The 20,337-nt window shown below is 72.4% G+C and carries 22 protein-coding genes; 13 read left to right on the top strand and 9 right to left on the bottom strand.

The genetic code is table 11. The annotated features are described in order from the left end of the window. Window positions 1-3 precede the first annotated feature (3 nt). Complete coding sequence (locus ADL15_RS48520; protein WP_067707504.1) at window positions 4-357, top strand: STAS domain-containing protein; 354 nt, start codon at window positions 4-6, stop codon at window positions 355-357. Here the strand turns inward: ADL15_RS48520 and ADL15_RS48515 are convergent. Both ADL15_RS48515 and ADL15_RS48510 read right to left on the bottom strand, forming a co-directional pair. Next, entirely contained in the window at window positions 305-1,444 is a 1,140-nt protein-coding gene (locus ADL15_RS48515; RefSeq protein ID WP_067707501.1) for an alkane 1-monooxygenase, read from the bottom strand. The two genes, ADL15_RS48520 and ADL15_RS48515, sit on opposite strands and share 53 nt — an antisense overlap. Window positions 1,445-1,494: 50 nt before the next feature. Next, window positions 1,495-2,076 (bottom strand): TetR/AcrR family transcriptional regulator, encoded by a 582-nt coding sequence (locus ADL15_RS48510; protein ID WP_067707498.1) that lies wholly within the window; start codon window positions 2,074-2,076, stop codon window positions 1,495-1,497. Between the two features lie 358 nt (window positions 2,077-2,434). Here ADL15_RS48510 and ADL15_RS48505 point away from each other — a divergent pair, with 358 nt between their 5' ends. Further along, a complete protein-coding gene (locus ADL15_RS48505) occupies window positions 2,435-3,883 on the top strand; it encodes a PepSY-associated TM helix domain-containing protein (protein WP_067707496.1) in 1,449 nt (482 codons plus the stop codon). 273 nt (window positions 3,884-4,156) lie between these two features. Here ADL15_RS48505 and ADL15_RS48500 read toward each other — a convergent pair whose 3' ends face one another. Further along, on the bottom strand, window positions 4,157-4,345 hold the full coding sequence (locus ADL15_RS48500) for a hypothetical protein (RefSeq protein ID WP_067707493.1): 189 nt from the start codon (window positions 4,343-4,345) through the stop codon (window positions 4,157-4,159). Between the two features lie 75 nt (window positions 4,346-4,420). Between ADL15_RS48500 and ADL15_RS48495 the strand changes: the two genes are divergently transcribed. The 5 genes from ADL15_RS48495 to ADL15_RS53800 all read left to right on the top strand — a co-directional run bounded on the left by ADL15_RS48495 (window position 4,421) and on the right by ADL15_RS53800 (window position 10,151). After that, on the top strand, window positions 4,421-6,466 hold the full coding sequence (locus tag ADL15_RS48495) for a cytochrome c oxidase assembly protein (protein ID WP_157442077.1): 2,046 nt from the start codon (window positions 4,421-4,423) through the stop codon (window positions 6,464-6,466). A gap of 44 nt (window positions 6,467-6,510) precedes the next feature. After that, window positions 6,511-7,065, top strand: a complete 555-nt coding sequence (locus ADL15_RS48490; RefSeq protein ID WP_067707488.1) for a copper chaperone PCu(A)C — start codon at window positions 6,511-6,513, stop codon at window positions 7,063-7,065. An 8-nt stretch (window positions 7,066-7,073) separates the two neighbouring features. Then, window positions 7,074-8,261: a Dyp-type peroxidase gene (locus ADL15_RS48485; RefSeq protein WP_067707716.1), complete on the top strand. Its 1,188-nt coding sequence runs from the start codon at window positions 7,074-7,076 to the stop codon at window positions 8,259-8,261. Between the two features lie 125 nt (window positions 8,262-8,386). Further along, the gene (locus tag ADL15_RS48480) at window positions 8,387-8,950 is read left to right on the top strand and encodes a copper resistance CopC family protein (protein ID WP_067707713.1); all 564 of its coding nucleotides are present in this window, start codon (window positions 8,387-8,389) and stop codon (window positions 8,948-8,950) included. A gap of 934 nt (window positions 8,951-9,884) precedes the next feature. Beyond that, window positions 9,885-10,151, top strand: a complete 267-nt coding sequence (locus tag ADL15_RS53800; RefSeq protein WP_067707485.1) for a hypothetical protein — start codon at window positions 9,885-9,887, stop codon at window positions 10,149-10,151. A gap of 10 nt (window positions 10,152-10,161) precedes the next feature. On the opposite strand, the gene ADL15_RS48470 is transcribed toward ADL15_RS53800, so the two are convergent. Next, on the bottom strand, window positions 10,162-10,533 hold the full coding sequence (locus ADL15_RS48470; RefSeq protein ID WP_067707483.1) for an STAS domain-containing protein: 372 nt from the start codon (window positions 10,531-10,533) through the stop codon (window positions 10,162-10,164). Continuing rightward, window positions 10,530-10,817, bottom strand: coding sequence for a hypothetical protein (locus ADL15_RS48465; RefSeq protein ID WP_067707481.1), 288 nt, complete (start codon window positions 10,815-10,817; stop codon window positions 10,530-10,532). Before ADL15_RS48465 ends, ADL15_RS48470 begins: the two co-directional genes overlap by 4 nt. Window positions 10,818-10,938: 121 nt before the next feature. Here ADL15_RS48465 and ADL15_RS48460 point away from each other — a divergent pair, with 121 nt between their 5' ends. From ADL15_RS48460 to ADL15_RS48450, 3 genes are read left to right on the top strand one after another with little or no spacing between them, the layout of a single operon-like run. Continuing rightward, a complete protein-coding gene (locus tag ADL15_RS48460; RefSeq protein WP_067707478.1) occupies window positions 10,939-11,616 on the top strand; it encodes a response regulator transcription factor in 678 nt (225 codons plus the stop codon). After that, entirely contained in the window at window positions 11,613-12,980 is a 1,368-nt protein-coding gene (locus tag ADL15_RS48455; protein ID WP_067707475.1) for a sensor histidine kinase, read from the top strand. The genes ADL15_RS48460 and ADL15_RS48455 overlap by 4 nt, the downstream gene beginning before the upstream one ends. Beyond that, window positions 12,980-13,627: a GerMN domain-containing protein gene (locus tag ADL15_RS48450; protein WP_232345075.1), complete on the top strand. Its 648-nt coding sequence runs from the start codon at window positions 12,980-12,982 to the stop codon at window positions 13,625-13,627. Before ADL15_RS48455 ends, ADL15_RS48450 begins: the two co-directional genes overlap by 1 nt. Here ADL15_RS48450 and ADL15_RS48445 read toward each other — a convergent pair. Then, a complete protein-coding gene (locus ADL15_RS48445; protein WP_067707470.1) occupies window positions 13,603-14,211 on the bottom strand; it encodes a TetR family transcriptional regulator in 609 nt (202 codons plus the stop codon). The two genes, ADL15_RS48450 and ADL15_RS48445, sit on opposite strands and share 25 nt — an antisense overlap. Window positions 14,212-14,316: 105 nt before the next feature. Here ADL15_RS48445 and ADL15_RS48440 point away from each other — a divergent pair, with 105 nt between their 5' ends. After that, window positions 14,317-15,279 (top strand): aldo/keto reductase, encoded by a 963-nt coding sequence (locus ADL15_RS48440; protein ID WP_067707467.1) that lies wholly within the window; start codon window positions 14,317-14,319, stop codon window positions 15,277-15,279. 9 nt (window positions 15,280-15,288) lie between these two features. On the opposite strand, the gene ADL15_RS48435 is transcribed toward ADL15_RS48440, so the two are convergent. The 3 genes from ADL15_RS48435 to ADL15_RS48425 all read right to left on the bottom strand — a co-directional run bounded on the left by ADL15_RS48435 (window position 15,289) and on the right by ADL15_RS48425 (window position 18,702). Next, complete coding sequence (locus ADL15_RS48435) at window positions 15,289-15,960, bottom strand: DUF4166 domain-containing protein (protein WP_067707465.1); 672 nt, start codon at window positions 15,958-15,960, stop codon at window positions 15,289-15,291. After that, window positions 15,957-16,613, bottom strand: coding sequence for an SRPBCC family protein (locus ADL15_RS48430; RefSeq protein ID WP_198171344.1), 657 nt, complete (start codon window positions 16,611-16,613; stop codon window positions 15,957-15,959). The genes ADL15_RS48435 and ADL15_RS48430 overlap by 4 nt, the downstream gene beginning before the upstream one ends. A 379-nt stretch (window positions 16,614-16,992) precedes the next feature. Continuing rightward, a complete protein-coding gene (locus ADL15_RS48425) occupies window positions 16,993-18,702 on the bottom strand; it encodes a metallophosphoesterase (protein WP_067707462.1) in 1,710 nt (569 codons plus the stop codon). Between the two features lie 91 nt (window positions 18,703-18,793). Here ADL15_RS48425 and ADL15_RS48420 point away from each other — a divergent pair, with 91 nt between their 5' ends. Both ADL15_RS48420 and ADL15_RS48415 read left to right on the top strand, forming a co-directional pair. Further along, window positions 18,794-19,534, top strand: a complete 741-nt coding sequence (locus tag ADL15_RS48420; protein ID WP_067707459.1) for an SAM-dependent methyltransferase — start codon at window positions 18,794-18,796, stop codon at window positions 19,532-19,534. Next, window positions 19,531-20,295 (top strand): alpha/beta fold hydrolase, encoded by a 765-nt coding sequence (locus ADL15_RS48415; protein WP_067707457.1) that lies wholly within the window; start codon window positions 19,531-19,533, stop codon window positions 20,293-20,295. Before ADL15_RS48420 ends, ADL15_RS48415 begins: the two co-directional genes overlap by 4 nt. Window positions 20,296-20,337 lie beyond the last annotated feature (42 nt).

Raw genomic sequence — 20,337 nt, 5'->3', positions numbered from 1 at the left:
CACGTGACCGACGACTACTACTCCATTACCACCGGCCCGGCCGCAGCCGACGTCGGCGGGGTGGTGACCGTGCGCGTGACGCTGGCCGGGTCCTTCGACATCGGCGCCCGCGACGAGTTGCGGGACGCGCTGCTCGCCGCGGCCGACGCGGGCGCCCCCGGTGACCGGATCCTGGTCGACCTCGGCCAGGTCCGGTTCGTCGACTCGGAGGCGATCAGCGCGCTGATCCAGGGCTACCTGGCCGCTGAGACGGCCGGCCTGAGCCTGCGCCTGACCGGGGCGACCGGCGTCGTCGCCAAGGTGCTCACCGTGATCGGCCTGGATCACCTGCGGGAGGACCCGGCGCCCGGTTCGTGAGGCCGGCGTCGCCGCCGTAGTGCGCCAGCAGTCGCGGGTCCATGATCCGGCGCCAGAGCGGCGGGATCAGCGCGACCAGCAGCATGGTGGCGTACCCGGCGGGCAGCTGCGGTGACGCGTCGAACGTGCGCAGGGTCTGGTAGCGGCGCAGCGGGTTGGCGTGGTGGTCGCTGTGCCGTTGCAGCTGGAACAGGAACACGTTGGTGGTCAGCCGGTCGCTGTTCCAGCTGTGCCGCGGATCGACGCCCTCGTACCGGCCGGTGGCGGTGCGCTGCCGCAGCAGCCCGTAGTGTTCCAGGTAGTTGACCGCCTCCAGCGTCGTGAAGCCGACCACCGCCTGTAACAGCAGGAACGGCAGCGCGCGGACCCCGAACACCCCGATCAGCAGACCGAGAACGGCCACGGTCATCACCCAGGCGTTCAGGATGTCGTTGCGCGGGTGCCAGGGGCTGCGCCCGCGGAGCCGGTGCCGGCTGGTCTCCAGACGCCAGGCCGACCGCAGGCTGCCGAGCACCGTGCGCGGCCAGAACCGCCAGAACGACTCGCCGAGCCGGGAACTGGCCGGGTCCTCCGGGGTGGCGACCCGGACGTGGTGGCCACGGTTGTGCTCGACGAAGAAGTGCCCGTACCCGGTCGGGGCCAGGGCGATCTTGGAGAGCCAGCGCTCTGCCGTCTCGCGCTTGTGGCCCAGCTCGTGCGCGGTGTTGATGGCGATGCCGTTGACCAGCCCGGCGGTCAGCACCAGCCCGACGCCGCCGATCACTCCCGGACCGCGCACCCAGGCGGCGCAGGTGACGGCCAGCGCGGCGTACTGCGCGGGCAGGAACAGATAGGTGATCCACCGGTAGTAGGGCGACGCCTGCAGCGCGGGCACCGCCTCGTCCGGCGGATTCGCCCGGTCGTCGCCGACGAGCAGGTCGACGAGCGGGATGACACCGAGGATGACCACCGGGGTCAGCCACCAGAACCACGGCGAGGAGGTGGCGGTGGCGAACAGCAGCGCGGCGAACGGGAGACCGGGCACCACCAGGGCCAGCGGCCAGAGGGGGCGTTTGCGGTCACGCCAGGGGAGTGCGGCGACAGCCATGCCATCGATGCTTTACATTCGAGCCGCTAGTGTCAAGTGTATGGACACGGCTAGCGCAGAAGTCGAACAAACACCTCGGCCAGGGCGCTCGCCGCCGTCGCCGTGTCCGCACTCGGCCGCACCACGTGGCTCACGGTGAGCCGCACGATCGACTCGCCGGCCAGCGCCACCACCGCGGGGTCGGCGTCCGGCAGGCTGGCCGCGGCCCACTCGTCGATCACCGCGCCGGCCGCCGACAGCAGCAGGTCCGACCGGGTGGTGAGGAACGGCAGCAGCTCGTCGGGTGCGCCGGCCAGGATCGACCGCACCAGCGGGTTCTGATCGGCTTCGGTCAGCGTGTGCAGGATGGCGGCGTGTGCGGCGGCCCGGACGTCGGCGCCGTGCTCCCGCAGCCGCTCACGCACCGCGACGGTGAACCGCTCGATCTCCCGGGCGGCGAGCGCCTGGGCGAGCCCGTCCCGCCCGTCGAACTCGTTGTAGACCGTCTGCCGGCTGACCCCGGCGGCCTTGGCCACGTCCGCCATCCGCACCCGGCCCCAGCCGTGTCTCACGGTCAGCTCCCGGGCCGCGTCGACCAGGCTGTCGCGGAGCCGGGCGCGGTTGGCGTCCCGGTAGGAGGGTGCGGATTCCATGACCCGAAACCTTATTCGGTACGGATACCGAGCGCCCCGCCGCAGGCCACCAGCCACGCCCCGGGCTGGTCTCGCGCCACACCGCCCGCACTCCGGACCGTGCCGCGCCGCCAGGTCTCGTCGGCTGGTCCTCAGGGGTGCCTCACGGCACGTGAGGCACCCCTGAGGACCAGCCAGGGTCCGGTGCCTGACCGATTTGTCTCACCGGCCGATCGGGGGCGGGAAAGTTCTGGGAGAAAGCTGGGAACCAGCGGGGCGTCGGTGGCGACTACCGGGGCGACGCCCGAGCGGAACGGCGTCGACTGCAACCCCCTGGATGCCGGCGCCCCCGCGCCGCCGACCTCGACGAGGACAGCCGATGGCCGTGACACCCGAGCTCAGCGCACCCGAACAGGTCGAGACCCCGGCCCGAGCCCCGCGACAACCGTCCGCGCTCGGCGCCCTGCTGCTGCGCCTGCACTTCTACGCCGGTGTGCTGATCGCGCCGTTCCTGCTGGTCGCGGCGCTGACCGGGCTGGCGTACACGATCACCCCGCAGCTGGACTCGATCGTCTACGGCGACGAGCTCACGGTGGCCGCGACCGGCGGCCAGACCCGGCCGCTGGCCGAGCAGATCATCGCGGCCCGGGCCGTGCACCCCGGCGGGACGCTCACCGGCGTACGACCGGGGGAGGGCGACGCCACCACCCAGATCGACTTCAGCTCGCCGGAGCTCGACGAGGAGCACCTGCACACGGTGTACGTCGACCCGTACACCGGCGCCACGACCGGGCAGCTGACCACCTGGTTCGGGTCCACCCCGCTGAAGACCTGGCTCGACGACCTGCACCGCAACCTGCACCTGGGTGTCACCGGCCGGCACTACTCCGAGCTCGCCGCCAGCTGGCTCTGGGTGATCACCCTGGGCGGCGTGGTGCTGTGGTGGCGGCGCCTGCGGGGCAACCGCACCGCCAAGCGCCTGCTCGCTCCGGAGCTGGGCGCGAAGAAGGGTGTCCGGCGTACCCGGAGCTGGCACGCGGCCACCGGGCTCTGGCTCACCGCCGGCCTGCTGATCCTGTCCGCGACCGGGCTCACCTGGTCGCGCTACGCCGGCGGCAACTTCCACGAGGCGCTGGACGCGATGCGGGGTGGTACGCCGTACGTCAGCACGACAGTGACCGGCGAGGCTGCCGCGACCGGCGGTCATCACGGCGGGATGGTCATGCCCGGTGGGGAGGCCCCGGTCGACCCGGCCGCGGTCGACACCGTCCTGGCCGCCGCCCGGAAGGAGGGCCTGACCGGGCCGGTGACGATCGCCGTCCCCGGTGACGCCGCCACCGCCTGGACCGTCTCGCAGAACCGCGCGCTCTGGCCGGTCGCCGCGGACAGCGTCGCCATGGACTCCACCGGCCGGGTCGTGGACCGGGTCGACTTCGCCGACTGGCCGCTGACCGCCAAGCTCACCAAGTGGGGCGTCGCCGCGCACATGGGCGAGCTGTTCGGCCCGGTCAACCAGATCCTGCTGGCCGCGCTCGCGATCGGCCTGATCACCGTGATCATCTGGGGCTACCGGATGTGGTGGCAGCGCCGCCCGACCCGCGTCGGGCGCCAGGCCCTGGTCGGCGCGCCGCCGGCCCGGGGCAACTGGGTCAACCTGCCGCTGCCGGTGATCGCCGTCGGGCTGCCGATCGTGTTCGCGCTCGGCTGGTACCTGCCGCTGCTCGGCGTCCCGCTGCTGGCCTTCCTGGCCTTCGACACCGCCGTCCAGGTGCTCCGGCCCCGCCGCCGCCCGCCCGTCCCGACCAGCCCCGCCCCGGCCGGCAGCTAGCACCCGGGTCACTCAGACCACCGAGGCGCGCTCGGTCTTCCATCATCAGGTCAAAGGGGTGGTGTCGGGGTTGGGGCTCAACGGGGAGCGGTAGGAAGCTCGGGCTTCTTGCTCCCATCTCTGGATGGTGGTGTGCGGTGCGACGGCGAGCCGGCAGTACCTCGTCCCGGGGTGGCTGGGCGTCGTTCGGGAAGAGGATCAGGCCCAGGACGGTGCTGTCGGCTCGGTCCGCCCAGGCCGGCGCCGGGTGGGTCAGCGGGCCGGGGATCACGATCATCGGGTCGCCGTGCGGTGTGCGGAGCCAGCCCCGGGGATGCTCGGGTGCAGGACTCCGGCGCTGACCGGGACGCCGGTGGCGCGGATGCGGTCGGCGCGCTGCTGGAGGGTGATCAGGTCCAGGGCGGCGGCGGTGATCAGCACAAGCCCGAGGAGCAGCGTCAGGATGCGGAGCGGGCGCGGCATGGCCCACCTTATCGAGGTGTGGATCACGCCGGGAACTACCGCGGGCGCGGGGACGACTGACGGACTGTGCGAGGTGTGTGGAGAACGACGGTGACGGCGGCCGGGGTCACCGTGATCGTGCTGGTGGTGGCGCTGCGGTTCGGGGGTGGGATCGACGGGGCGGTGCTGCCGGGGATCCCGAGTCCGGGGGTGGTCACCGAGTGGACGCTGCCGGTGCTGACCCTGGTGGCGAACCTGCTGGGTGTGCTGACCGTGGGTTTCACCGTGACGGCGGCGTTCCTGCTGCCCGGGGACGGTGCGAGCGTGGCGGCGCGCGGGTGGGTGCTGCTGCGGCGTACCACCTGGCTGGCGCTGCTCTGGGCGGTGACCTCGGGTGCGCTGATCGTCTACACCGTCTCCGATGTGCTCGCCGTGCCGGCCGGGCAGCTCAGCCGGCACGCGATCGTCAGTTTCGCGTTCTCCATCTCGCAGGGGCAGGCGCTGCTGCTGCAGACCGGGCTGGCCCTGGCGGTGGCGGTGCTCAGCCGCGGCGGGGTGTCGCGCGGGCTGGCCGCGGTCACCGCCGTACTGGCCATGGTGACCGTGTTGCCGCCGGCGTTCACCGGGCACGCGGCCGGGGCCGGCAACCACCAGATCGCGGTGACCAGCCTGGCGTTGCACGTGCTCGCGGCGTCGCTGTGGGTCGGCGGGCTGGCCGGGTTGCTGCTGGTGCGCCGGCATCGCCGGTTCGCTGACACGGCGGCGCGGTACAGCCGGCTCGCGCTCGGGTGCTTCGTGGCGACCGCGATCAGTGGCGGGGCCAACGCGGTGGTGCGGCTCGGCGGGTGGGGGGAGGTGTGGGGGTCCCGGTACGGCGTACTCGTACTGCTGAAGGTTTTTGGTCTTGCGGTCGTGGGGGTCATCGGTCTCGCGCATCGCCGGCGGACGCTGCCGGCCCTGCGGTCCGGCGCGCCGCGTGGCTTCCTGAGGCTGGCCGCAGGGGAGTTGGTCGTGCTCGGCGCGGCTGTCGGCCTGGCAGTTGCCCTTTCCCGTACGCCGACGCCGGTCCCGGAGGGGTCCGTCGAACCTGATCCGCTCGTCGAACTGCTCGGGTTCGCGCCGCCCGGGCCGCCGACCGCCGTCCGGATGCTCGGCGACCCGCTGCCCGACCTGTTCTTCCTCACCGTCGTCGTGCTCGGCATCGCCGCCTACCTGGCCGGGGTCCGCCGGATGCGCCGGGCCGGCCACGACTGGCCGATCAGCCGCACGGCGTCCTGGATCGCCGGGATGCTGACCCTGGCCGCGATCACCGGCCTCGGCGTCGCCCGGTACGCCTACGTCCTGTTCAGCGCGCACATGGTCCAGCACATGGTGCTCTCCATGGTGGTGCCGATCCTGCTCGTCGGCGGCGCACCGGTCACCCTGGCACTGCGGACCCTGCGCCGCCCCGCCGACCCACAGGTGCGCGGCGCGCGCGAGTGGCTGCTCGTGGTCCTGCACAGTCGCCTGTTCCGGCTGCTCAGCCACCCGCTGGTCGCGCTCGGCGTCTACGTGGTCAGCCTCTACGGCCTCTACCTGGGTGACCTGCTCGGCACGCTGATGCGGTACCACCTCGGCCACCTGGCCATGCTCGTGCACTTCGTGCTCGCCGGGTACCTGCTGTTCTGGGTGCTGATCGGCGTCGACCCGGGCCGCCGCCGGGTGCATCCGGCGCTGCTCACCGTGGTGCACTTCCTGGCCATGGTGGCGCACGCGTTCTTCGGGTTCGTGCTGCTGCAGTCGACGAGCGTGATCGCGCCGGACTGGTATCTGGCCGTGCACCCGGCGTGGGCGTCGTCGCTGCTCGCCGATCAGCATCTGGGTGCCGGGCTGGCCTGGGCGTTCGGTGAGCTGCCGGCCGTGGTGATCATGCTGATCCTGGTGCGGCAGTGGATCCGGTCGGACGAGCGGGAGCAGGCCCGGGTGGACCGGGCAGCGGACCGGGCGGAGGCGGGCGGGGGCGAGGACGATCTCGCGCGGTACAACGCGTTCCTGGCCGTCGCGGCCGCTTCATCGGCCGGCGGCGTGCCGGTGCCGGAAAGCGCGTCCGCCGTCGCCGAGAACCCGGCGCCGGGCGTCCGCCGGGAAAGTCACGAAAAATAATGTTTGAGCGGGAACTTTTGCCGCCCGGATGCTGACCAACCTGTATGCGAAAGTCCCGGCAGTTCCTCACCGCGGCGGTCCTCACCGCCGCCCTGTCCACCCTCGCCCTGGCCGCCTGCGGCTCCGACGACTCGGCGAGCAGCACCGGAACGCCCACTCCCGCACCGTCGGTGACCGCGGTCGCCGCGACCCTGACGATCAAGGACCCGTGGGTCAAGGCGGCCGGGGCCGGCGCCATGACCGCGGCGTTCGGCGTGCTGGTCAACGACACCGACGCGGACATCACGGTGGCCGCCGCCGAGTCGCCGGCCTCGCCGATGGAACTCCACGAGATGACCATGAAGGACGGCAAGATGGTCATGCAGCCCAAGGAGGGTGGCTTCGTGATCAAGGCGAAGGGCACCCACGAGCTGTCCCCGGGCGGCGATCACCTGATGCTGATGAAGCCGGCCAAGGCGATCGAGGCCGGTGACGAGGTGTCGTTCACGCTCAAGCTCGGTGACGGCTCCACCGTGCCGTTCACCGCGATCGCCAAGCCGTTCGCGGGCGCGGGCGAGAGCTACGACCCCGGCATGACGATGGGCAGCGCCGCGCCGTGACGTCTCCGTTGAGCCGGCGGGGTCTGCTCGCCGGCCTCGGTGCCGCGGCGGTCACCGCCGGCGCGACCCCCGCGGCCGCCGCGCCGGCCGCCGCCGGGGTGGCTCCGGTCGCGCTGGCCACCGCCGGCGCGGCCGTGGCGCCCGCCGAGACCGGTATCGGTGCGGCCACCGTTCCGTTTCACGGGCCTCGGCAGGCCGGCATCGCCGAGGACCCGCCCGCACACGCCGCTTTCGTGGCGTTCACCCTGGCCGCCGGCACCGACAAACGGGCCCTGGGCCGGATGCTGCCCCTGCTCACCGACGACGCGGCACGCCTGACCCAGGGCATCCCCGCGCTGGGCGACACCGACGCGACCCTGGCCGCGCTGCCCGCCCGGTTGACCGTCACGTTCGGGTTCGGCCCCGGGCTGTACCGCGCGGCCGGCCTGACCAGCCCGGTCGCCGAGCTGCCGGCGTTCCGGATCGACCGGCTGCTGCCGCGCTGGTCCGGCGGCGACCTGCTGCTGCAGATCTGCGCCGACGACCCGCTGACCGTCGCGCACACCCAGCGGATGATGATCAAGGATGCTCGCCCGTTCGGGTCGGTCCGCTGGGTCCAGCAGGGCTTCCGGCGCAGCCCCGGCGTGCAGGCCCCGGAGCACACCCAGCGCAACGTGCTCGGTCAGCTGGACGGCACCGCGAACCCGCGCGGCCCGGAGATCGATCCGGCGGTGTGGAACCCGGACGGCTCCAGCACGCTCGTGGTGCGCCGGGTCCGCGCCGAGATCGAGAAGTGGGACATGCTGTCGGTTTCGGACAAGGAGAACGCCGTGGGGCGTCGCCTGGCGTCCGGCGCCCCGCTGAGCGGACAGTCCGAACGGGACGAACCGAACTTCACCGCACTCGACGACACCGGCCTGCCCGCCATGCCGGACTTCTCGCACGTCACCCGCGCGCACGTCACCGACCCGGCGCTGAAGATCCTGCGCCGCCCCTACAACTACGACGGCGCTCCGGACGCCTCCGGACGCCCGGACGCCGGTCTGATCTTCGCGGCCTACCAGCGCGACATCGCCCGCCAATACGTCCCGATCCAGCGCCGCCTGGCCGAAAAAGACCTGCTCAACGAATGGATCACCCCCATCGGCTCAGCAGTCTTCGCGATACCCCCAGGCTGCGCCGAGAACGGCTGGATCGGCGAGCAGGTGCTGTCATGAGACAAGACCCCGCTGCGCGGCGGCGGGCGGGTGGTGTCGTGCTGCGGGAGTCTGCTGCGCGGCGGCGGGCGGGTGGTGTCGTGCTGCGGGAGTCTGCTGCGCCGGGGCAGGCGGGTGGTGTCGTGCTGCGGGAGGCTGATGTGCCGCGGCGGGCGGGCGCGGTCGTGACGCGGCTGCTGGCCGCGCTCGCTGTGCTGGCCGCGGTGCTGGTGCCCGGCTCGCCGGCCTGGGCGCACGCCCAGCTTGTCGCGGCCGACCCGGCCAAGGAGGCGACGCTGACCGCCGCACCGACCACCGTGACGCTGCGGTTCAGTGAGCGCCTCAACCCGGACTACACGACGATCGTGGTCAGCGACGCCGCGCGGCAGCCGGTCCCGGCCGCCGCGCCGACCATCGACGGCGCGTCGGCGACGATCACTATCAGTCAGACGCTCGGCAATGGTGCTTACCTGGTCGCCTACCGGGTGGTCTCCGCGGACGGCCACACGGTCCAGGGTTCCTACCCCTTCACCGTCGCCGACCCGGCCCACCCCGCCGCCGCCCTGTCCGCCGCGGCTCCGGTCGCGGCCGCGCCCCCGGACTCCTCCGGCGGCGGCACAGGTCCGCTGATCTCCCTGATCGCTGCCGGCTTGCTGCTTGCCATCGCCATTTTCTGGTACGCCAGGAAGCGCCGCCCACCGCCCCGGTGACGAGGAGCGCGCCGCGAAAAGCGCTCCGCCGTGAAGTGGTGTCCGACGTATTCGGGCGCAGGTGGTGGTGGCGTCGCATGCCGGGGATTTTCAGCCGCTCAGCGTCGCTTGCAGGGTCAGCGTGGGCGGTAGCGGTCCGCACTGAATGTTGGCGAGGCGGCAGCGGTCCGCACTCAATGTTGGTGGGGCGGTAGCGGTCCGCGCTTGATGTTGGTGGGGCGGTAGCGGTCCGCGCTTGATGTTGGTGGGGCGGTAGGAGTACGCGTTGGGCCGGATTCGGGGCGGTAGAGGTCCGCGATCGGGTTGTGCGGGCATGTACCGCCCCCAGGTGGGCGGTGCGCGCACGCAATCTGGCACTGCGGACTCCCGCCGCCCTCCCCGGGCGGCACACGGATCCGATCGGGCATCGGGCACGCCCGCAGCCCGGTCTCCCGCGCTGCCGTCCCGCGTTGCGGTCCGGTGATGCCGCCCCGGCCGTCGCGTGCGTGGCTGGTGCTCAGGGGTGCCTCGGGGGCGGGGAGGCACCCCTGAGCACCAGCCGGTAACCGGGACGTGTGCGGGGGCCGTGCGCACGCTGTGGCCGGCGTGATTCGCGCCTGCGGCAACCGCTGCATCCGGCCACCGGCATCCGGCACTGGGTTAGTGCGGCTGGTTGTCATGGCCGTTATGGCTCGCTCGATGCGGCCGTGAGGGCCAGCCGGCGATCGGGCCGCGCACTCGGTGGGCGCGACCGGGCTGGAACTTTCTGATCAGTGTGGTTCTGGCTGGGATCGCGCTGCGTCCGTGGGCTGGTCAGGGGCTGATTGCGGCGCCGGGACGAGGTGCCGTCATGAAAGCGTCATGGTTCGTGTCGTAGACGTTGCGGCGATCGAGTAGTTCTATTGGGGGAACGGTACCGCCGCTGCGGCGGACACCGGGATCGCGATGACGGGCGGTGATCCTCCAGTTGTCCACCAGAGACACGCGGCGGGAATTCGATCAGATCGTGGCGCGGCTGACCGGCGAGGAAGTCACGCCGATCCGCCGTACGCGCAAGCCTTTGCGAACGGTGACCATCGCCAGCCTGGCGGTGATCGCGGGCCTGGTGTGGGCAGGCCTCTCGGTGTTGATGGTGGTCTGGGGCGCGGTCGGCGTCCTGATCACCGGCCTGGTGGTCGCCGCGGCCGTCGCGACCGCGGTGGCCATGACGCGGCGGAGATGACGGTCGATCACTAGGCCGGGATGCCGGCGAGGCACTCCAGCGCCTGCGGCTGGTCGGGGAAGGTCGGGAAGACCCCGTCCAGGCGCATGGTGTGCAGCACCGTCTGGACGAATCGGGACGGAGCCACGAGCAGCAGCGACGCGCCGTGACTCCGGGCCTCCCGGTGCGCGCGGACCAGCAGACCGAGCCCGGCCGAGTCGACGACGCCCACGCCCTGCAGGTCCAGCACCACGTGCCGCCCGGCCGTGGCGGCGGCCATCACCACCGGACGCACCACCTCGACGATCTGCTGATCGAGGTCGGACAGCGGCGCCACCACGGTGGCGCGCAGCTCGTCCAGGTGCCGCAGCGTCAGCACGCCGTCGCCGGCCACCGCGGTCATCGGGCACCCCCGGTCCGGTCGTAGTGGGCCCGGTCGGTGGTGATCGCGACCAGGGCGACACCGGCGGCGGCGAACACCACCTGCAGCAGCACCTCGACGGCGGTCGGACCGGTCGCGCCGGCGTCCGCCATCCGGAGCGCCACGGTGGCGAACACGGCCGCGCCGATCCCGACGGCCGGCGGCAGCCAGAGCGGTGCGCCACGGCGGTGCGTCGTCACGAGCCGGCCGACGAGACCGGTGACCAGGCCGATGGTCACCGCGGTGACGAGACTGACTGCGGTCATGGGTCACACGCTGCCCGGCCGGCATGGCGGTACCGGCCCATCGCCATGACAGTTACGTGACAAACTCCCGTCGTGAGCCGACCGACGGGCTCACCGGCGGAACGCGCGGCATCATGCGGGTATGACCGCGGTGCTGCTGATCGAGGACGACGACCGGATCCGCCTCTCGCTGACCATGGCGCTGGAGGACGAGGGGTACACCGCGTACGCGGTCGCCACCGGCGAGGAGGGCATCGCCGAGCAGCGCCGCCGCAGAGCCGACACCGTGCTCGTCGACTTGATGCTGCCCGGGATGGACGGGTACGAGTGCATCCGGCAGTTGCGCCGCGACGACGACGTGCCGATCGTGGTGGTCAGCGCGCGTGACGACACCCACGACATCGTCGCGGCGCTGGAGGCCGGCGCGGACGACTACGTGGTCAAACCGGTCCGGGTCAAGGAGCTGGCCGCGCGGTTGCGGGCGCTGCGCCGCCGGTCCCGTACGGTGCTCGCCCCGGTCACCAGCGTGCTCACCTTCGGCGCGCTGGAGATCCGCCCGGAGGCCGGCGAGGTACGACTCGACGGCGTGGCGGTGGCCGTCACCCGCACCGAGTTCCGGCTGCTCTGCGAGCTGGCCGAGCACCCCGGCCTGGTGCTCTCCCGCCAGCAGCTGCTGCAGCGGGTCTGGGAGTACGAGTTCGGCGACGAACGGGTGGTCGACGTGCACGTGGGGCGGTTGCGGCAGAAGATCGAGGCGGACACCGCCCGGCCCCGGCACCTGGTCACCGTCCGCGGCCTGGGATACAAGCTCCAGCCGTGACACCGATCGGACTGCGCGCCCGGGTCAGCGCCGCCTTCGCGATCGGCGCGCTGCTGCTGTCCACCTGCGTGACGGTGGTGTCGTACGAGCTGATCCGCAACACGCTCTTCGCCGAGCGGGAGCGCACCGCGGTGCGGGCCACGTACTTCGACGCGGCCATCGTCACCGCCGACGTGGCCGGCGCGGATCCCGAGCTGGGCGAGGTGCTGCGCGGGCTGGACACCGGTGCCGACCGGTACGTGCTGCTGCACCGCGACGGCCGGTGGTACTCGCGCAGCGCCGAGCCGGTGGGCGAGACGACGGTCCCGGCGCGGCTGCAGGCGATGACGGCGGGCGGGCAGGCCGGGGCGCAACGGGTCAGCCGGGACGGGCAGCCCGCGCTGATCATCGGGGTGCCGCTGCCCGGGGACATGACGTTCTACGAGATCGTCTCGCTGCGGGAGCTGGAACGTACGCTGCAACTGCTTGCCCTGGTGCTGACCGCCGTCGCGATCATGGTGGCGGCCGGTGGCGCCGCGGTCGGCTGGTACGTCACCCGGCACGCCCTGCGCCCGCTCGCCGCCGTCGCCGGAGCGGCCCGCGGCATCGCCGCCGGTGACCTCGCCACCCGGCTCGACCCGGACACCGAACCGGACCTGGCGGTGCTCTCCGAGGCGTTCAACGACATGGCCGGTCAGCTGAGCCGGCGCCGGGAACGGGACCGCCGGTTCGCCGCGGACGTGAGCCACGAGCTGCGGTCGCCGTTGCAGACCCTGGAGGCCGCGGTGAGCGTGCTGGAGCGGCGCAAGGACCGTCTCGACGAGCGGTCAGCGTCGGCGGTCGGCCTGATCGCGGCCGAGGTGGAACGGTTCCAGGCCCTGGTCAACGACCTGCTCGAGCTGGCCCGCAGCGACCAGCCGGTGCACCGGGAGCCGGTGGTGATCGCCGAGCTGCTGCGCGGGATGTGCCGGTCCCGCGGGCTGGAGGCGGACCTGGTGGTCATCGTGCCCGGGACGCCGGAGGTCTGGACCGTGGACCGGCGGCGGGTGGAGCAGGCGCTCGGCAACCTGATCGACAACGCGATCAGGTATAGCGGTGGCCCGGTAGCAGTGCGAGCGGGCCGGGCATCTGACGGCCTCGCCTCGGCCGACTTCTTCCTTGAGGTGGACGACGCCGGGCCGGGCATCGACGAGGCGGACCGGCCGACGATTTTCGACAGGTTCGTCCGCGGGCCGGCCGCCGGTGCGCGCGGTGCGGGTGACGGCACCGGGCTCGGCCTGGCCATCGTCGCCGAGCACGCGGCCGCCCACGGCGGCCGGGCCCAAGTCTCGGACCGCCCCGGCGGCGGCGCCCGCTTCCGCCTCGACCTGCCCGGGAGCGTCTGATGCCCGGCACTGCCCTGGAGCGCCTGATGCCGGGCATTGCCCGGGAGCGTCTGACGCCTGGAGCTGCGCGGCGGCGCCCGATGCGGTGGAGCCGCGCCGCGCTGAGCCTGCTGACCCTGCTCGCCGTGGCGGCGTGCGGGGTGCCGGCCCAGGACGAGCCGCACGAGGTCACCCTGCCCCGGCGCCCGCTCACCGCCACCTCCCCGTCACCGGCGGAGTCCGGCTCGGCCGGTGAGGTCGCCGAGGTGCTCTGCCTGGTGCGGGACGGCAGCCTGGCACAGGCCGTCCGCCGGGTCAGCGGCGCGCCGACCGCCCAGCGGCAGCTGACCGACCTGGTCGCCGGCCCGACCGCGACCGAACGGCAGGCCGGGCTGTCGTCGGCGCTCGCCGGCACGTCACTGACCGTGCGGGTCGGCGCCGCCGGCGGGGGAGCGGTGGTCGAGGTCGCCGAGCCGGATGCGGGCAGCGGGCGGAGCGACGAGCTTCTGGGGTACGCCCAGATCGTCTGCACCCTGACGTCCCGGGCGGACATCGGCTCGGTGGTCTTCACCCAGGGCGGGCAGCCGCTGCGCGTGCCACGCGGAGACGGCTCACTGTCGGACGGCCCCCTGACCGGCGCCGACTACCGCGAGCTGATCGGCCCCTGAGCGGAGCTCGGGAAGAGCCGCTCCACGGCGGTGACCACCGCGGCCCGACGCGCGGCCAGGAACTCCGCCCGGTCCACATCGGCCGGGACCAGGTCGGGCTGATCCGCCCACGACATCGCGATCTGGTTCACGAACACCAGGATGTCGAGCGGCTCCCAGGACGGATCGAGATGCCCGGCCCGCTGCGCCTCGCGGATCAGCTCGATCTTGTAGCCGACCGACCGCTGGATCGGGTCGTCCAGCGCGACCTCGCCGGGCAGGCACTGGCGCATCCGGCCCCAGGTCATCAGCCGCAGCCGTTCCGGATAGCGCATGAAGTAGTCGTGGATCCGCCCGGCGTACCCGGCGAGATCCCGCGGGTCCAGGCGGGTCGCCTCGGCCACCGTGGCCAGCTCCCGGCTGAGGACGTGCTGGTAGAGCGCCTCTTTGCTGCGGAAGTAGGCGTACACCCGCTCCTTGCTGGTGCGGGCGGTCTTGGCGATCCGTTCGATCCGGGCGCCCGCGACGCCGTGCTGGGCGAACTCGGTGGTGGCCGCGGCGACGATCCGGTCGCCGGTGGAGTCGGTGCTGATCGTGGCGGCCATGGCACGAGATTACCAACCGAACCGTTTGGTTTGGCGTTCGCGGTTCGCCGTCGTATTGTCGAACCGAACCGTTCGGTTTGACCCGTACGCTGGAAAGGTCTCACCATGCAGCAGCGCACCCTCGGACAGCACGGCCTCGCGGTCTCCGCGATCGGCTACGGCGCCATGGGCATCAATCTGGCCTACGGCCCCGGCGACGAGCAGGAGGGCGTCGACACCATCCGCCGCGCCCACGACCTCGGCGTGACGTTCTTCGACACCGCCGAGCTGTACGGCTGGGGCGAGAACGAGAAGGTCGTCGGCCGGGCGGTCAAGGACTTCCGCGACGAGATCGTGATCGCCACCAAGTTCGGCTTCACCCGCGACTACGGCTTCGACAGCCGGCCGGACCACATCCGCGAGGTCGTCGAGAACAGCCTGCGCTACCTCGGCGTCGACCACATCGACGTGCTCTACCAGCACCGCGTCGACCCGACCGTGCCGATCGAGGACGTGGCCGGCGTGGTCAAGGAGTTCATCGACGCCGGCAAGGTCAAGTACTTCGGGCTCAGCGAGGCCGGCGAGGAGACCATCCGCAAGGCGCACGCGGTGCAGCCGGTCTCCGTGCTGCAGACCGAGTACTCGCTGTTCGAGCGCGACGCCGAACAGCTCTTCGGAGTCCTCGACGAGCTCGGCATCGGTTTCGTGGCCTACTCGCCGCTCGGCCGCGGCTTCCTGACCGGCGCCGCCAAGCCGGCCGGGGAGTACGACCCGACCGACATGCGCAACACCGACCCGCGCTGGCAGCCCGGCAACTACGAGAAGAACCTCGAAGCCGTCCGGCAGCTCGGCGAGCTGGCCGAGGCCAAGGGCGCGACGGTGTCGCAGCTGGCCCTGGCGTGGCTGCTCACCCGGGGCGAGCACGTGGTGCCGATCCCGGGCACCCGCAGCGTGGCCCGGGTGGAGGAGAACACCGCGGCCGCCGACCTGCGGCTGACCCCGGCCGACCTGGCCGCCCTGCACGAGATCCTGCCGACCGGCGGGTTCGGCGCCCGCTACGCCGGCGGCAACGTGCCGACCTGGGTCTGACCGGGACCGTCAGGCCCGCGGGTTCTCCCGCAACGGGCGGACCGCGGCCGGGACCGGGTGGCCGGCCGGGACGTATGCCGCGGTGAAACTGCCGTGGTAGCCGAACAGCGGCCCGAACCGGCGGTTGGTCACGGTCACCCGGATCCGGAAGCGTTCGGCCTTCGCGTCCCACCACTCGTGCACCTCGGCGTCACCGGAGATCGCCGGCGGGCAGCCGATCCCGCCGCGGAACGTCTGCGGGCCACTGCGCAACCGCAGCCCGCCGGCACTGTCCACGGAGACGTCGAGGTCGACCGCGAGATGCTGGGTGGTGCCCAGGTAGTCGACGAGCACCGCCCGGCGCGGGTCGTAGACCATCGTCGCGTCGAAGCGCCGCCGCCGGTGCGGCCGGACCTGGAACGTCCGCACGAACGTCAGCGTCGGCCGGCGGTAGGTGTCCTGGTAGGCGTAGTTCTCGATGGTGAACGGGATGCCGGTCCCGGTCTCCGGGAACAGGATGTGCCGCAGCGTGCCGAGATACAGGAACGGCGCGGTGAACGCGGCGCCACGCCAGACCCGGTCCATCACGCCGGTGCCGACGCAGCCCTGGTCACGGTCGCCGTCGACGCCGAACCGCCGTTGCAGCCGGGGGTGCAGGCGGTCGAAGTCGTCCCGCAGCGTCTCTTGGAAGACCGAGGTCATCGAGGTCCGTCCTTTCCGGGACGCCGGCGGCACCGCCGGGCCGCTGGAGTTTTCCGGTACGGCGGGAAGCCGATCGCCAGCCCCGCCGCGACCAGCACAAGAAGGGGCCGACCGGCCGCCGGCGCGGCGGCGACGAGCGCGGCGCGCAGCAGGCACTCGACGACGGCGTTCCGGCGGGCTCGTTCCGGTGTGACGCCGTGCTCGAGCCAGAGCCGCAGCCGATCGAAGGACCAGGCCGTCGCCCAGCCGAACACCGGCCCGAAGGCGAGATCGACCAGCCGGCCCGCGCGCCCCCACCGCGTCCGATAGGCATAACCGGTCAGGAACCGCACCCCGCCGGCGACCGGGACGTACCGCCAGTACCCGGCGCCCTCCCGGATCGGTGACCGCCGGTCCGCCGAGCCGAACCGCAGCGACGACACCGCCTCGCCGCCGTCGCGCTGCCGCTCGCCGCTGTGCACGCCGTAGCCGGCGATCTCCACGCCGGGCAGCACCGCGGTGGCATAGGTGAACGCGGCCGGCTCGCTGCCCGGCACCGGATCGATCCGCCCGAACCGCGCGTCCCACCGCGGATGCTGCCGGTGATCCTGCGTCGCCGCCCAGATCCGCTCCATCGGCGCCGCGATGATCGTCTCGACATAGATCCTGGCCACGACACACCTCCCACAGGTTTGAGCGACCGCTCAAACCTAGCAGATTTGAGCGACCGCTCAAGACCCCCGGTCTTCGGCTGGCGCTCAGGGGTGCCTCGGCACCCCTGAGGCACCCCTCAGACCCAGCCGCCGACAGCGAGCTGGGCCGGTTCTGGAGTGGGCTGGCGGCCAGGGGTGTCTCAGCGTCGCTGAGACACCCCTGGGAGCCAGCCGGATTCCGGGGGCGCGCTGCGGCCGGGAGTGGGCAGCATCTCGCGCGAGGCCACCGCGGACGTGGCGGCGCGGCGTGGTCCGGAGTGGGCGCGGTCTCGCGCGAGGCCACCGCGGGACTCGGCTCGTAGCCTGCGGGCGGGCGCTCCGTATGCGTACCAAATGGGGTTTAGGGTTTGAGAACGATCGGGCTTTCGATGAGGCGGGCGTGCAGTTTGTCCTGCGGGGCCAGCCAGGACTCGTGCGGCTGGCCCTCCGGGGTGACGCGCCAGCTGCGGGAGACCTTGCGGACGCCGATCGGATAGATGGTCAGCGTGCCGTCGGCGGCGACGTGCAGGCGCAGGAACGACTTCGAGTCGACGATGCCCTGTGCGGAGAACAGCTCGTTGAGGTTCACGTTGAAGCGGGCGGCGATCAGCAGGTAGACGGCGACCAGCTCGGTGGCGGCCAGGCCGGAGAGCACGCCGTAGATGCCGATCTCGGCGATCAGCGACCAGGGCCACGGCCAGGCGTGCAGCGGCAGGACCCACCAGGCCCAGGTGCCGAGCGCGGCCAGGCCCAGGTGGGCGATACCGTGCAGGACGCCCAGCACCCGGCGCCGCAAGCCGCCGAGGACCGAGTCGCTCAGGTGGGCGAAGGCGTAGGTCCCGGCCATCACCAGCGACATCAGGAACACCAGCGGGACCAGGGCGAACTTCTGCAGCGGACTGCCGAAGTCGCTCTTGATGACGCCGCTCGCGGCCAGCAGGATCGCGGTGTGCAGGGTGCCGACCATGGCGATGAAGCTCGGGTTGTCCTTGGGGAGGCGGGCGAAGATGCTTGCCGCGTACGCCTGGGACAGCCGCTTGCCGGGGAACCGCGAGCGCAGGCTGAACGTCTCCCGGGGCGTCGGCGACGGCAGGTCCGCGGGCGGCACCTCGATCGTCTCCGGCAGCTGGTGGGTCGGGAAGAGGTACGCGCCACCGCCGCCACAGGTGATCAGCTCGCGCTCGTCGTTGCCGTAGCGCGCGTAGTGGTGCCAGTCGCCGGAGAGCATCACCCGGACCTGCGCCTCGGTGGGCGCGACCACCGACCGGACCAGGTAGTCCAGCGACGCGTAGACCCCGGGCACGTCGTCGCCCTGCACCCAGGTCGGGCTGGCCGACGCGACGATCACCTTGGTCTGCGGGCCGAAGTTCGCCGCCACCCGGCTGAAGTAGGCCAGCTGCGGGTCGTCGATGTACGTGGAGTCCTGGTCGTCCACGGCCAGCAGCCACCAGTCGCCGGGCAGCTCCACGGCGAAGTACGACCGGTGCTGCGGCAGCCGCCAGCCACCGATCCCGGTCCGCCGGGTGCCGGTGAACAGGCGCAGGAACGCAGTGAGCCCGTCGTACCAGTCGTGGTTGCCGGGCAGCGCGTACATGTTCGGGTGGTCCTCGCCGGGCGCCACCGCGGGCAGCGCGGCGTGATAGGGCCCGACCATCCGGTTCTCGTACCGTTCCGCGTTCGGCGTCGGGTAGACCTCGTCACCGCCGAGGATCAGCGCCCGGCCCCGTGGCAGCACGTGCTCACCGACGGTGAGCTGCGGCTGGGCCAGCAGGTACGCGATCGAGTAGGTGGCGTCGAACCCGTCGCCGAGGTCGGCCACGAAGTCGATCCAGCAGTCCCCGTCCGGGCCGATCTCTCGGTGCACCTCGTCCGGGAAGGACGCCTGCAGCTCGCGTTTGTCCAGGTAGCCGCCCTGGATCGAGGAGAGCGCGACCCGCAGCCCGGTGCCGGCCAGCTGGACCGGTGACAGCCAGGCGACCGGGGAGGCCGGGATGAAGCCGAGTTCGGCCGGGGTGGTGTCGCGCGGCCGGTGCGCCGGGGTGGGCGCTGCCTGCTCGGGTCCGTTGACCATGGGTTCACCGGTTCCTTCCCTGAGTGCTGGGAGGAGTATCCAGAACGTGAATCCGGGTCCGGCACCGGGCTCGTGCGTACCATCGACGGGCATGACTACGGAGTCGGAGCTGCAGACGGACGTGCCGCACGCGGCGCGGATCTGGAACTACTGGATGGGCGGGACGGACAACTTCCCCGCCGATCGGGCCGCGGGCGACGCGGTCGTACGGGTCTATCCGGAGATCGCGGTGATGGCGCGGGAGTCGCGCCGCTTCCTGACCCGGGTGGTGCGGTATCTGGCCGAGGAGGCCGGGATCCGGCAGTTCCTGGACATCGGGACCGGGCTGCCGACCATGCAGAACACCCACGAGGTGGCCCCGGCGGCCCGCGTCGTCTATGTGGACAACGATCCGCTGGTGCTCGCGCACGCCCGCCGGCTGGGCACCGGTTCCTACATCCACGCCGACTACCACGAGCCGGAGCGGATCCTGGCCGAGGCGGAGCTCGACTTCAGCCAGCCGGTCGCGGTGATGTTCATGGGGGTGCTCGGTTACGAGCCGGATCTGGACGTGGTGCGCTCCATCGTGTCGCGGACGCTCGCCGGCACCGCGCCGGGCAGCCATCTCGTGCTGTGGGACGGCACGAACACCACGCCGGCCGTGGTGGAAGGGGCGAAACGGCTCGCGGAGAGTGGTGGGGTGCCGTACATCCTGCGTGGCCCGGACGAGCTGGCGAGCTGCTTCGACGGGCTGCCGCTGATCGAACCCGGGCTGGTGCCGATCACGCGGTGGCGGGCCGAGGGGGACTTCATCGACGCGTACGGCGCGGTGGGTCGATCATTGGGGGCATGAGTGTTCTGGTGACCGGGGACGGTTTTCCGCTCGCGGTACAGGTCAGTGGGCAGGTGGACGGGCCGGTGCTGCTCCTGCTGTCCGGGCAGGCGAACTCGCACGTGTGGTGGACCGGGTTGCGGGAGGCGTTCGAGGATCGCTTCCGGGTGATCACTTTCGACTATCGCGGGACGGGTTCCAGCCGCGGCCCGGTCGGCGAGTGGAGCACGGCCGGGTTCGCCGACGACGCGGCGGCCGTGCTGACCGGGGCCGGGGGTGGGCCGGCCGCGGTCTACGGCACGTCGATGGGCGGCCGGGTCGCGCAGTTCCTCGCCGCCCGGCACCCCGATCTGGTCTCCCGGCTGGTGCTCGCGTGCACGTCACCCGGCGGTCCGCATGCTCAGGAGCGGTCATCCGAGGTGCGCCACCGCCTCGCCGACCCGGTCCTTTCGGCGCGGCTGCGGGCCTTACGCGAGCTGTTCTACACCGATGGCTGGACCGGTCGCAGCCATCTGTTCGGCGATCCGGCGATGAGTGCCGCGGAGAGCCGCGCGCATCTGCGTGCCAGCAACCGGCACGGCGCGTGGGACCTGTTGCCGCAGATCACGGCGCCGACGCTGGTCCTGCACGGCAGCGACGACCACATGGTCCCGACCGCGAACGCCGCGCTGCTCGCCGGCCGCATCCCGCACGCGGAGCTGCACCTGCACGAGGGCCGGCACGGCTTCTTCGACGAGTTCGCGAGCGGGGTGGCCCCGCTGATCAAGGACTTCCTGCGCTGATCACAAACCGTCCGGCACGCGCGAGGTCCGCGCCCCCGAGTG

This window comes from Actinoplanes awajinensis subsp. mycoplanecinus (assembly GCF_001509495.1).
GTDB lineage: Bacteria > Actinomycetota > Actinomycetes > Mycobacteriales > Micromonosporaceae > Actinoplanes > Actinoplanes palleronii.
This window is presented reverse-complemented; position numbering and strand designations above follow the sequence as displayed.

Coding starts and splice junctions, on each gene's coding strand:
- ADL15_RS48435 (WP_067707465.1), bottom strand. CDS start 15,960: ATGACCTCGGTCTTCCAAGAGACGCTGCGGGACGACTTCGACCGCCTG.
- ADL15_RS48415 (WP_067707457.1), top strand. CDS start 19,531: ATGAGTGTTCTGGTGACCGGGGACGGTTTTCCGCTCGCGGTACAGGTC.
- ADL15_RS48440 (WP_067707467.1), top strand. CDS start 14,317: ATGCAGCAGCGCACCCTCGGACAGCACGGCCTCGCGGTCTCCGCGATC.
- ADL15_RS48465 (WP_067707481.1), bottom strand. CDS start 10,817: ATGACCGCAGTCAGTCTCGTCACCGCGGTGACCATCGGCCTGGTCACC.
- ADL15_RS48490 (WP_067707488.1), top strand. CDS start 6,511: ATGCGAAAGTCCCGGCAGTTCCTCACCGCGGCGGTCCTCACCGCCGCC.
- ADL15_RS48420 (WP_067707459.1), top strand. CDS start 18,794: ATGACTACGGAGTCGGAGCTGCAGACGGACGTGCCGCACGCGGCGCGG.
- ADL15_RS48505 (WP_067707496.1), top strand. CDS start 2,435: ATGGCCGTGACACCCGAGCTCAGCGCACCCGAACAGGTCGAGACCCCG.
- ADL15_RS48460 (WP_067707478.1), top strand. CDS start 10,939: ATGACCGCGGTGCTGCTGATCGAGGACGACGACCGGATCCGCCTCTCG.
- ADL15_RS48500 (WP_067707493.1), bottom strand. CDS start 4,345: ATGCCGCGCCCGCTCCGCATCCTGACGCTGCTCCTCGGGCTTGTGCTG.
- ADL15_RS48510 (WP_067707498.1), bottom strand. CDS start 2,076: ATGGAATCCGCACCCTCCTACCGGGACGCCAACCGCGCCCGGCTCCGC.
- ADL15_RS48425 (WP_067707462.1), bottom strand. CDS start 18,702: ATGGTCAACGGACCCGAGCAGGCAGCGCCCACCCCGGCGCACCGGCCG.
- ADL15_RS48445 (WP_067707470.1), bottom strand. CDS start 14,211: ATGGCCGCCACGATCAGCACCGACTCCACCGGCGACCGGATCGTCGCC.
- ADL15_RS48470 (WP_067707483.1), bottom strand. CDS start 10,533: ATGACCGCGGTGGCCGGCGACGGCGTGCTGACGCTGCGGCACCTGGAC.
- ADL15_RS48515 (WP_067707501.1), bottom strand. CDS start 1,444: ATGGCTGTCGCCGCACTCCCCTGGCGTGACCGCAAACGCCCCCTCTGG.
- ADL15_RS48450 (WP_232345075.1), top strand. CDS start 12,980: ATGCCCGGCACTGCCCTGGAGCGCCTGATGCCGGGCATTGCCCGGGAG.